This window comes from Hymenobacter ginkgonis, from assembly GCF_009755225.1.
GTDB lineage: Bacteria > Bacteroidota > Bacteroidia > Cytophagales > Hymenobacteraceae > Hymenobacter > Hymenobacter ginkgonis.
This window is the reverse complement of sequence record NZ_WQKZ01000003.1, coordinates 1,076,332-1,087,678: the sequence shown is the minus strand read 5'-3', so window position 1 is coordinate 1,087,678 and position 11,347 is coordinate 1,076,332. Positions and strand designations below refer to the sequence as shown.

General features: G+C 63.3%; 11 protein-coding genes. All 11 read right to left on the bottom strand.

What is annotated here, in order from left to right; translation table 11 throughout:
* Nucleotides 1-204, bottom strand: a 204-nt coding sequence (locus GO988_RS16035; protein ID WP_157567248.1) for a hypothetical protein, incomplete at its 3' end; no start/stop codon positions are given.
* Between the two features lie 129 nt (nucleotides 205-333).
* Nucleotides 334-1,710 (bottom strand): hypothetical protein, encoded by a 1,377-nt coding sequence (locus GO988_RS16030; RefSeq protein WP_157567246.1) that lies wholly within the window; start codon nucleotides 1,708-1,710, stop codon nucleotides 334-336.
* 3 nt (nucleotides 1,711-1,713) lie between these two features.
* A complete protein-coding gene (locus GO988_RS16025; RefSeq protein ID WP_157567244.1) occupies nucleotides 1,714-3,642 on the bottom strand; it encodes a hypothetical protein in 1,929 nt (642 codons plus the stop codon).
* Complete coding sequence (locus GO988_RS16020; RefSeq protein ID WP_157567242.1) at nucleotides 3,635-4,618, bottom strand: hypothetical protein; 984 nt, start codon at nucleotides 4,616-4,618, stop codon at nucleotides 3,635-3,637. The genes GO988_RS16025 and GO988_RS16020 overlap by 8 nt, the downstream gene beginning before the upstream one ends.
* A gap of 1 nt (nucleotide 4,619) precedes the next feature.
* Nucleotides 4,620-5,162 (bottom strand): hypothetical protein, encoded by a 543-nt coding sequence (locus GO988_RS16015; protein ID WP_157567240.1) that lies wholly within the window; start codon nucleotides 5,160-5,162, stop codon nucleotides 4,620-4,622.
* Nucleotide 5,163: 1 nt separating this feature from the next.
* Nucleotides 5,164-5,565, bottom strand: a complete 402-nt coding sequence (locus tag GO988_RS16010; protein ID WP_157567238.1) for a DUF5675 family protein — start codon at nucleotides 5,563-5,565, stop codon at nucleotides 5,164-5,166.
* 268 nt (nucleotides 5,566-5,833) lie between these two features.
* Nucleotides 5,834-7,669 (bottom strand): hypothetical protein, encoded by a 1,836-nt coding sequence (locus GO988_RS16005; protein WP_157567236.1) that lies wholly within the window; start codon nucleotides 7,667-7,669, stop codon nucleotides 5,834-5,836.
* Nucleotides 7,662-9,395: a hypothetical protein gene (locus tag GO988_RS16000; protein ID WP_157567234.1), complete on the bottom strand. Its 1,734-nt coding sequence runs from the start codon at nucleotides 9,393-9,395 to the stop codon at nucleotides 7,662-7,664. Before GO988_RS16000 ends, GO988_RS16005 begins: the two co-directional genes overlap by 8 nt.
* On the bottom strand, nucleotides 9,392-9,871 hold the full coding sequence (locus GO988_RS15995) for a hypothetical protein (RefSeq protein ID WP_157567232.1): 480 nt from the start codon (nucleotides 9,869-9,871) through the stop codon (nucleotides 9,392-9,394). Before GO988_RS15995 ends, GO988_RS16000 begins: the two co-directional genes overlap by 4 nt.
* A 32-nt stretch (nucleotides 9,872-9,903) precedes the next feature.
* Nucleotides 9,904-10,419, bottom strand: coding sequence for a hypothetical protein (locus tag GO988_RS15990; RefSeq protein WP_157567230.1), 516 nt, complete (start codon nucleotides 10,417-10,419; stop codon nucleotides 9,904-9,906).
* 52 nt (nucleotides 10,420-10,471) lie between these two features.
* Nucleotides 10,472-11,137: a recombinase family protein gene (locus GO988_RS15985; RefSeq protein WP_198172804.1), complete on the bottom strand. Its 666-nt coding sequence runs from the start codon at nucleotides 11,135-11,137 to the stop codon at nucleotides 10,472-10,474.
* Nucleotides 11,138-11,347: the final 210 nt, after the last annotated feature.

The following is an 11,347-nucleotide window of genomic DNA, read 5'->3' as shown; positions in this document are numbered from 1 at the left end:
AGGGTCGAGGCTCACCAGCTCCCCGGATTGCGCCACCCACATCGTGGGGAAGCCATCGGCCATGTGCGAATACGAGCGAGGCTTGGACTCGCTGGCATCGAGCGCGGGCAGGCCCGCTTCGAGGCGGGCCAGAATCGCCGCCTTGGCCAGCGAGTAGTACTTGGTCTCCAGGGCCCAGCAGGAACTGGTGAGTAGGTCGTTCATAGGTAAACCACCGGGTAGGGCGGTTTACAATGATTGCCTTTTTGCGCAGCGAAGGGTAGGACGCTTTTACAGCAGCAAAAAGCCCCGCCTCACTAGGCGGGGCTAGGCTAACCACCTAAAAAATGGGGGTTAGGACCCTACGTTGTTGTACAGGTCTGGGTAGCGACCAAGCATCACATTCGTGCTGCCTATCCCCGCACGGGTAACGCGCTGGCGCACTGATAGCCCACCGTCCGGCATACTCACAAAGTTGTCGCCGGCACCTACGTAGCCGCCCAAAAACGATACGCTACCCACGTTGCCGCCGCGCCACATGCGTACCAGATGGTCGCCGTAGAGCATGTTGGGGTGGCGAATACCACAGTTGCGAAACTCCACAATCGAGGGGCGGCCGAAGTAGAAAGCGGAGCCGTTGAAGTTGCCGTTGGTGCTTTGCGCCTCGCACCCGTCGAACTGCCACGTATCGAGCGTAACCACGCCCGAATCGTTGCTGTCGGTCACGACCAGTTCCATCAGACAGTTTTCCGAGCGCCCGCCGTGCAGCAGCAGGCTTTGCACGCTGGGGTAGATGCCATTCAGGCGGTTGTGCGAGAATACCGTCATCGCTCCCGTAATGGCAAGGCCACCGGCCCCGTTCACGGCCTCACCACCGGCGGTTAGCTCCGAGCCGTACTCTGCCGCGCTCATGCCCGCCGCCGCTGACAAGGTGGTGTAGGCATTGTCGCAGTAGGCCACCGTGCAGTTGCTGAGCGTGTTGTTAAGCGTGTTGCGGCCCTGAAGGCGAAAGGCGGTTTGTCCATCTACTGCAAACTCTGCCCCGCCCGCTGCGCCTATCTCCGTCTGATTCTGACCGAATACAAAGAATTTCTCAAACTTAAAATTGCTCAAATCACCGCCGGCGCCTGCTGTGTGGCCCAGCCGCACGGCGGTGTTATTACGCCCAGTGCCTAAGATAGCCCGCACATTTTCTAATGTATTGTGCGAACAGGAGCTGGCGTCCGGATGCGTTGAATCGCCCTTGGCCGTGTCAAAATCGAGCAAAAACATATCCTGGTTGCCCGGCTGAACTTGCATATAAAAGCCTTTCCAGTCGGAGTTACGCAAGCCGATGCTGCGCAGCAGCGTGCGGCCACCGGTGGTACCGGCGCCCGTAGCATTGACGAAAATGCCGCCATGTCCCAGCATATTCACGTGCACCTCGCTGCGGCCCGGCAAAGGCGAGAGATTCAGAATGTTCTTATCCTGCGGGTTACCGGTGATTTTAATGCCGCCGAAGTCGGGCCACGTGATGGTGCCGTTCACCAGGTTAGCCACATCGAGCGCGGCCTGAAAACCCGGCGCGTGGTCAGGTTCGGTAGGGTTCACGAAGTCGAGCAGGCGCACCTGCTCGCGGCCCATTTTCGTGACGCGGGCATCGGTCGTGTTGGCCAGTGTTAGGGCCTGCGCAGCATCGGAGTTACTGGCCGTGGCCATGAGTAAAATAGTACCTGGGGCAACGAGTGTCATATATTAAAGTGCTTCGGTGCCTAACGCACCATTGATAATTACCAGGCGAAAGCGCTGGCCAGTGGCCCGGTCCTTCTGAATAAGGCCCTTCATCGCATCTGTAATCTCGATATCATTGGCCCCTACCGCTGGCACCCCAACCCCACCAGAAGCAACCGCCGAAATATTGACGGTCATCGTTCGCTCAAAAGTTTGCGTCGTGTCCGTGGTGGGTATGCGCGAGATAAGAACGGCCGTATCTGGTTGCAGTGTGAGGCTGCCGACGCCTTCCACGGTGCCCGCGTCGAACGTTACCGTGGTGGCGACCGTGGGCTGGCCAAACTGGCTCTTCGGGAGTTTAATCCAAATGCGAACTTCGTGGAATGTGGCGGCAATCGGAAGCGTCATGCGGCAGGCGATACCGCTTTGCAGCTGGTAGCCTAAGCGGTTTTTTGCCGTTACACCTGAGTCAGTTACGTAGTTCTGAGTAGCTAGATTATCTAAGAAACCATCTTGGAAAGTCAAAAACGGATTCTGGCTGCTGGGTTCCGCTACGCGTCGGGGATTGCCGGCTGCCAGGGCCGCTAGCTGGGCGGCCGTTAAGGTGGTGCCCCCCGAGGTGCCCGTTACCAGCAGGGTTTTGTAGTCGCTGCTACGGGCACTGGTTTTGGCCACTACGCCAATGAGCCGAAACTCGCCCGGCTGCAAGGTGAGCGTAGTTGCCCCGTCCAGGGAGGGCTGCGGCTCGCCGTTGGCGGCCACCAAGTTCACCGTCATGGCTAGCTCGCCCGCAGGCACCCGCAGCGAGCAGATGTTAAGCACCCGAGGCGCAAAGGCTGAAATATCGGCCCGCCCCATGCCCACACTGACCGCGCCGCCGCCCAGGAAGCGCACGGCCGCGTTCGAGTTGGCCGCGAAAAACGTGGTGCCGTTCGAGGTAACGGCGGTTTCGTTCGACAGGGACGAAAAGCCCAGGTCGCGCATCGTGGCAAAGGCGTTGGTAGCGCTCGGACCATAGGCGCGGTTCAGCGCGTCGGCCTGGTTACTCGTTACCAAGTAATAGCCAAACGACCAGCCCCTAAACGTATTTGGCACGCTATTATTCGAGCCAGTCTGATTCGCCGTTGAAACGTAAATGGCATCCTGGCCAGCGCTGGTTTGCGCCAGCACGGTATCGCCCACGACGTATATAGTACCGTCGGCAAAGGCACCTTTGTACCGCCCGCTCGTGCTCAGCAGCACGTTGTTATAGTACGTTTGATTGCTGCCGGCCATGACCATCAGCCCGTTGCAGTTCAGGAAAACGACGTTGGTGCAGGCGGCCCCGATGTAGCAATCCTGGCCCCCGAATATGTTGCAATAGGCGCCCATCGCCTTGTTGTTGCGGCCCGTTGAAAAGGAATAATCGCCGCCCGCCTGGTTATCGAGGCCGCCGGGAACGGTGCTGTATTGGCCAGTGGCCTGAATGTTGGCGCCCCCGCCAATAGTCGAGGTTTCCGCCGTAGCGTAGTTGTTTACCCCGCCCGCAATGGTTGCCAAGTGACCGGAGGCCACGTTGCCGTACCCGCTAAAAACGGCGGCATTGCCCCCGCTGGCCGTGTTGAACGAGCCGCCCCCAATAACCGTAGCGCCGCCCGAAGCCGTGTGCTGACCATAAGAGGGCTGAATACCTCCCTGCTGGCCATACGCGTACACTTGCGGCGCGGGCACCGCCGCAGCCGTTTTTACCTTCAGCCCGGCATCGCTGGTGTCGGTTGCGGCCCATTGCATCTCGACGCCCGCCACGTTGACGGTGCGCGATTTGCGTGCCGGCACCGGTACGGCCGCGCAGGCCGCGGCCACGTCGGGGTAGGGAGCGCCATCGGCCAGGGCGTAATAGGGGTCGGTGGGCCCCCCGTTCAAATTAAGAAAGCCGCCTGGCCCCTGGCTGGCAACTTGGTCGGGATTAAGCATAGGTAAAGACGTGACGGGCGGAAGAGGTGTAAGGAGTCGCGGTGCTCAGCACGTAGGGCGTGTAGCCGGCGACCGGCTGGCCGGCCGCGTCGTTGACCGAAATGGTCGGCTGGGCCACGTATTTGGCCGTGAGGTTCAGGTTCTGGTTGTCGATATCCGTCACGCTGAGCAGCTGGCGGCCGGGCGGCAGCACGAGGGCGAAGCGCGTGGCGCTGGTGCCGGTGCTGAGCTGGCCCGTGTTGCCGGTGCTCGTGAGCTGCGAGAGGGGCAGGGCCCGCACGGCGGCCGAGTCGAGCGCCGCCCCAGCGGCCGGGCCGAAGAAGAGGCGGTAGTAGCCGACCAGCTGCACCGGGTTGCTGGCCAGGTCCGTCTCAGCCGCCTGGGGCGCATCGGGGTTGCGGATGGCCGGCGGGCGCGTGTCGGCTTTATTAGCCGGGGGCACGAGCTTGACCGGGCCGGCCGCGTAGCTGGCGAAGGCCTGGAACACGATGCTGCCGAGCACCCGCACCACGTTGGAGTTGCGCGAAAACGGCGAACTGGTGCCTCCCGTACTGATTTGCCCCCCGTTTTTGACAATGCGAATGGCGCTGAGCGCGCCGGCATCGCCCGGACTAAAGGAGGCCGTGAGCACGTTGGCCACCGATTCGCCGACCTCCCCTTCCTGCGAAGCTGACTGCGCCAGGCTCAGGCTCGCCGGGACGTAGGTGGGGTAAATGGCCTCGACCAGTACGCGCCGAAAAAAGGTATCGTCGTAGGGCGTGCCGGCCGCAATGACGTCGCCACTTTTAAGGGTGCCCGCCGTTTTGCCATTCGAGAGGCTCACGGTGTAGGCGCTGGGTGCCCGGGCCGCGCCGAGCGAATCAACCAGGTCGTGCAGCATGGCCCGCGTGATTTCGGGCGTAATATTTTCAGTTGTATTATCGGCAAACCGCAGGTCAATGGCGGCGTGCAGGTCGCTGGGTGGTAGTTGAGCCATCTTAGTGGAAGCCAAAGCTGAAGCCGGGCGAGAAGGCCCGGCGAGTGGGAATGGCCCCGAGGGAGGGAGCCAAAAAGAAGGGCGCCCGCCGGGGCGTTTCGCCAGCGAGCATAAAGGCGTAGCCGTTGCGGTCGGGCCCGCGCTTGCCCGTTTCCAGCACACTGGAAAAGCGCAGCGGATTCTCGGGCGTGCCCACCAGCTTGCTCAGCCCGTTGCCATCGGTGTAGCCGGCCACCAGGTAGCGCACGGCCGTGAGCCGGGCCACGGCCTCGCCGATGTCGGGGGCATCCTTGGGCACCACCAGCTGAATGACTGGCTTGTAGAGGTCGCCCTGCACGCTGTCGTCCTGCGGCTCGCTGAAGCCGGCCGAATCGGGCAGAAACCAGATGTCGGCGTAGTTGTCGGGGTCGAGCACCACCAGCGGGTCGAGCAGGCTCACGCCCTGGTAAGCGGGCAGGCGCACGTTGCTGGCCGGCCACACGCGCAGGCCCCGCACACCCCCGACGTTGGGGCACTCGTTGGGAGGTAGGGGCAGCAAGACCATCCTAGCGAATCGTTAAGTCGATGGTGGTCGCGTTGAGCAGCTGGCCCATCAGGGCCTGGAAGGCTTCCTGCGACTGGTAAATCTTGACGTTGCTCGGCAGCTTGGCGAAGCCCACCAGGATGCAGCCGCGCGTATCCTTGGGGCCGTTGCCCGGGTGAATCAAGATGCCGCGGCTGGCCACGGCCCCGCCCAGGCGCGGGGTAAGCATGTGGAAGCTGGGGCTGCGCTGGATAGTGACGGGGTAGCGGCCAGCCGGAATAGCCGTTTCGCCGGCGACCACGTGGCCAGCCGGACGTACCACGTCTTCCAGCGTGTAGCAGAAGAATTTACCATTGAGCGATAAATCGCCCAGGGTGCAGCCATTGGCGGACGGATGCCGCGTTAGGAGTAGGTGTGCGTTCATGCCGGCCAAGAAGCACTTTTCGCGAACCAGGTAATAGGCCGCTTACCGGCCGGGCCAAACCTGGCAATTGCCAGCTGCGCGCCGGCGCCGGCCGGGGGTCAGACGGGCTGGCCGCCTGACCCCTCTCCCACCCCTCCCCTTACCCCCCACTCCCGGTTGGGAGTAAACTGGCAAATCCTGGGAGTAAACTGGCAACTTTATTTTTTCTGGAACCGCCCTTTTTTTCGGCCCTAAACTGGCAATTTCCCGTACCCGGTAGCCCCCTTTTTTAGAGGCGCACCAGCTCCAGCGTGGCCGGCTTTTGGAGCGGTACCGTGGCCTGCACTTTGCGCACCAAGTAGGGCACCCCGTCGAGGCGCAGCGGCTGGGTCAAATCGAGCCGGGCCAGGTCGAGGGGCGTGAGCAGCAAGGGCACCTTGTAGCTGACCGGGCGCAGCTTCACGGCCAGCCAGGCGCTCAGCAGCTGGGCGTAGGTGCCGGCCGTGCCGCCCAAATACAACGTCCTGGCCCCACTGGCGCTGACCGCCGAGAGCTGCGGGTAAGGACTCACCCCGTCGGGAGCCAGCTGGAGCCCGTTGTAAAAGAGCAGCCGCAGGCTGCTGCTGCGCTCGACCTCCTTTTGGCTGGCCAGGTAAGGCGGTTGCGAGAGTGCTGGCAGCGGCACCCCGTAATCGGCATTGGGGCCCTGGTAGAGCAGCGTGTTGCGCGTGGCCGTGTAGCAGAGCACCCGCGCCTGCTCGTCGCCGCCCTCATTGACTTGCAGCGGGGCCAGGCTCAGCACCAAGGGCGTCCAGGTGAGCGTGACGCGCACGCCATCCAAATACGAGAGCGCGCAGACGTAGTACATATCGAGGGCCTGCACCAGGCGCACCTGCCCGTTCTGCGGGTTGTCGGCCGCTATATCGGCTAAGTGGGGCAGGTCGGCCAGCGTGGCCACCGCCGGCAGCAGCAGCGTGAGGTCGGGCTGCTTATCCACCAGGTCTTTGGTCAGCTCATCCTCGCTGTCCACCTTATAGGTGAGCGTCAGGCCCGCCGCCTCGTCAATCGTGGCCTCCGGGTCGCCGGCCAGCCGCGTGGTGAGGTCTACATACTCGGCACTGGCGGCCACGCGCTCCGCCAGGTACACCGTGCGCACGTAGCGCGTGGCGGGGTCTACGTACACGACGATGCCCAAATCCTGCCGAATAGCGGCCAGCAATTCCGCCACGCTCATCGCCGGCAGCACGTCAGCCAGGCTGAAGCGCAGCGTGGTCAAATCGCCCCGGTCCACCAGCTGCGCGTTGCCTACTATTACCAGGTCGCCCAGCTCGCCGGGCAGCAGCTGCGCCACGTCCACCAGTAGCCCGCTTTCCTCGAAGATGGCCTGGAGCACGTAGCGCAGCTTGGGAAAGGGGCAGTAGTACGGCAGCAGACTGTACGTGCCCAGCTGCACGCCGCCCGGCACCGCAAAGCTGATGCTATAGGTAAAGCTGCCCCCGGCCGGCATCCCGAAGATGGGCCCGGGGTACACCACCCACTTATTAACCGTCGCGGGTGGGTAGTCCGTGGGGTTGAGCACGGTGCCACTGCTACTCAGCAGCTTCTTTTCATCGTCGGTCAGGTACTCGTTGCGCAGGGGGGCAAACACGTAGCCGTAGGCATCGGGATTGGCTACCACCTGGTTGGCGTGCTGCACCAGGCCAGGTATAAATACGGGATTGCCGCCCCCGTCCAACCCGCCCGGCACCTGGCGCGGCACGTCGCGCAGCCCGCCGTATTCGAACGAGCTCAGGGCGCGCTCGCTCAAGTTGGCCCCCGAAAGGCCGGCCTGCACGCTCACGCTGTACTTGCTGGTGCTGGCCGTTTTGATGCGCTGCTGGCCCACGAGCAGCGGCAGCCCGTCGTCACTTAGCTCCGCCGGCAGCAGCGCGCCCGGGGCCCCGTCCCCATCGGGGCGCTCGGGAAAGCCGTAGAGCGGCCCGTTGGGGCCGGCCGGTACGGGAAACGAGTACGAGAATTGCCCTTTTATTACGTCCTCGTCGAACAGGGGCGAGTTTAGCTCCAGCTGGGTGCTGGTACCAGGGCTCAGGTGCACCGGCCGGCCGGCGCTGGTTAGCTCAAGCATAACGAGTGGGGGCGTAAGCGGTGGGAGCAAAAGCGTAGTCGAATTCGAGCAGCAAGCCGCGCAGGCCCTTCTCGTCGGAGTAGGGCGCGAGGCTGCGCTTGGCCACGTCGAGCGGCAGCAGCTGCGGGCCCAGCTGCTGCCAGGCCTCGCGGGTGAGCAGCAACTCCTGCACCCAGGCCAACTCGGCCGGGCTGAGCCAGCCAGAAGCCAGCTTGAGCTTGCGCAGGCCCGTCACGTCGCTCACCTGCCGGTCGGGCACCGCACCGGCGTCGCCGTAGGCAGCCGGGCGCTCCACCTTCTCGGCCGTGACTTCCAGGGTGCCTTCCAGGCGGCCCTCACAGCGCAGGGTATCTACGCCACTGAGCGAGTTGGTAAACAGCACGTAACGGGTCTGGGGCGTAGCCTCCACCAACGTATACCACGCGGGTGGGCTCAGTACCTGGCCATCGGCCGACTCCACCCGCACGGCCATTCGTTGGTAGCCGGCCTTGGCCCGCAGCGGAATGGCCAGCAGCTGGTGCTGCCAGCCCCGCGCGGGGCTGGGGCCGAGTAGCTCGGTTTCTACCAGGGGCAGGCTGGCCGAGCCGGGGCCCTGGTCGTAGCTGCGGCTGATGCGCAGGCCGGCTACGTCCACCGGACAGAGCCAGAACAGCCACTCGGGCTGGGCGAGCGTGATGCGCTTCAGGGCGTCGCCAGCGTAGGCCCCGGGGCCGGCCGGCTGCCAGCTCAGGAAGGGGGGTAGGGCAAAGGCCAGGGTGCGAAAGCGGAAATAATCCGTATCGCGCCACTCGGCCGGCAAGGCCCCGCGCACGGCCGTGCGCAGCGGGCCACTGCCGTAGACCGGGGGCCGGCCCGGGGCTAGCACGCTGGTACGCACGAAGTAGTTGACCAGGTTGGTGCGGCAGCGCGTGGTGGCCGTGGCCGCCGTAGGCACGAAGGCACTGAGCAGCGGCCAGAGCAGTGTATCGAGGCGAAACTGAATGGCCCCTAATTTATCGGCCCGCTTGCGCAGGGTAAAGACCAGGCTAAAATCCTCGGCCCCATGGGCGCTCTCGGCCCACAGCTCCAAGGCCACGTCGGCGTTAGCCGGCACGGGGGCCGTGCGGTACCAGACGGGCTGCCCGACGAAGTCGAGGCCCACCGGCGCGCCCAGCGGCACGGTCGGGGGCGGGGGCGGCGCCACCACAAAGCGCACGGTGCGCTCGCAGCCGGCCAGCCCATCGTCGCGGAAGCTCAGCACGTGGGCGCCGGGCAGTACGTTATAATAGATGCGGCTGGCCTGCTCTAGGCCGGCGTCGAGGCGGTAGCGCAGCCGGCCGTTGACGGTGCCGGTAATTTTAGCCTCCAGCGTGGCTCCGCTAGGCGTGGGCGTTTGGCTCACGCTCGCCGAGCCCAGGTCACAGGTTAGGGCCGCGGGGGGCACAAAGCCGCAGCTGAGGCTATTTTCCTCTTCTACTACCGTAAAGCCGCCGTACCCGTCGTGCACGTAGCCCCGGCGCGTGGTGCGGGCGCAATAGGCGTAGAATTCCCCGTCAAACTTGAACTCATCCAGGTCGTTGACATCTTGGAAATTGTCGTAGGTGCCCGCCACCTGGGTCAGGACCGCGAGCGCGTCCGTATCGAAATACCAGTTGGTGGTGTCGTAGGTAGTGCCGTAGACCTGGCTCGTGCGGTCGCCGTAGGGCGTGCCGTTCTCGTAGCTGGTGCGCAGTAAAATCAGGCTCATACCGTCTTGCCCTCCCAGCGCGTCGCGTCGTATTTTAGGCTCACATAATCGCCCAGGCTGAACTCGTAGCGCCAGCCGATTTCATTATCCACCGTCATCGTGGCCACCGCCTCGAGCTGGCCCCCGTTCAAGTCGAAGGTGTGCCGGCGCGTCTTCTTGTCGTGGCGCAGCCGGCTGAGCACTTCCAGGGCGAGCGCCTCGGTGCTGGCCCACTTCTTATCCTGGTCGGCGTAGCTGTCGCCTTCGGTGTTGTGCAGCACCACAAAAGCGCTGGCGCGCTGCCCGAAGGGGGTGGTGCCATCCTTATCAGTCAGCCCCATCGAGGGTGTTTCGAGCCAGAGCACCGGGTACGTAAAGCCGCTGCGCGTGCCGGCAATGATGCGGCCGGCCGCGCCGTGCACGAAGGTTTGCAACTCGACATGCTCCGTCACCAACTGGCGGAAGTAGTCAATGAAGGAAGGGAGGGTGTTATCCATGTTCCAAAGGAACAGGCCCCTACTACCCCCTTTTAGGACCGAACCGCGAAGTCAGAAAACAGCTCCTGCGATTCGGGCCAGTTCAGCAAATCTGCCTGCCCGTTGTCTTCCAGCACCTTTTCCTTGTAGTCGCGGTACACTTTGCGCAGCACCTCTAAGTCGGCATCACTGGGGTCGATACCGTAGAGCTTGCAGAAGCTGCGCAAAGCCTTGCGCTCGTTGCCCGTGGCGATGACTTGGCCAATGACGAACATGATAAGCGCTTCCTGAAAGAGCTTATCGAACATCTCCCCCATTTGCTTGGCCGACTCGGGCGAGATGGTGTAGTGGCGCAGGGCCGTGGGCAGCGTGAGCTGGTAGACACTGCCCTCCGGCTTTTCCGCCTGCCGCAGCTGCCGGAACGGCTGCTTCTCAATCTTCATGCGGACTACCCGCCCTAAGAACGTATTCTGGTGCACCGCATGCGGCTGTGCCGGGCCATACTTATAGAGCATAAACTGGCGCACATGGGGGCGAACGGGAATAGCGAAAATAGGGGTATTCTTCACAGAAGGGGGTAGATGTATCCGCAACAAAGGTGGAGCTACCCAAGGCAGCTTTTTAGGACGAAAGTGTGATGGCCGGGGACGAGGCCAAGGCCGCCTTCACTTTGAGCACCGTATTGGTGGAACAGGCGCACAGCCCAGCAATTTCGCGCACAGTTAGGCCATTATGCAAATATTTGACCACTTTCGGGTACTTATTTACCAGCTTACTTTCGGCCTGCGTGGTGCCCACCGGCCGGCCCTTCTGCCGACCCGCCGCATAGGCTTTTTCCTGCCCCGAGCGAATCCGCTGCCCCAGGCGCTCGGTCTCCATTTCGTCCACTTCCATGAGCACCGTCATAATCAGTCGGGCAATGGGGTTGGGCTGGCCACTCGGCAGCAGCGAGCCCAGCTGAATGTTAAGGGCGTAAACCGACACTTTGAGGTCGGCCAGCTCCTCGACCACCTGGCGCGTCTCGCGGGCGCGCCGGCCGAGGCGACTGAGTTCGGTGACAAGCACCTGGCGCACCTTGCCCGACTTGGCCAGGCTTAGCAGCTGGTCGAGGTCGGGGCGCTTGGCCCGGCTGCGGCGGGAGCCCGAGAGCTTCTCAGCAATCGTGGCCACCACCTGGCAGCCGGCGCGCTCGGCGTGGCGCTGCAAGTCGCGCAGCTGCCGGCCGAAGTCCTGGGCCTCGCTGCTGACACGGGCGAAGAGCACGACGGGAATGGGTTCTTGTGTCATGTTAACCAGGTGGTTTTTGGAAGACAAGTTAGAAGGCATAAAAACGGCCCGGACGGGGTCGATTTCGCAGTGTTTTTTGGCAATACTTATTTTGAGACAGCCGATGCGGCTGGCGGCCTATACTTAATTGGTCCAGTTGGGAATCCACTCGGGGCGGCCCGCGCGTAGATCCCCCCGGCTGACCCCAAATGCTTCGTAGCTTACCCAGAT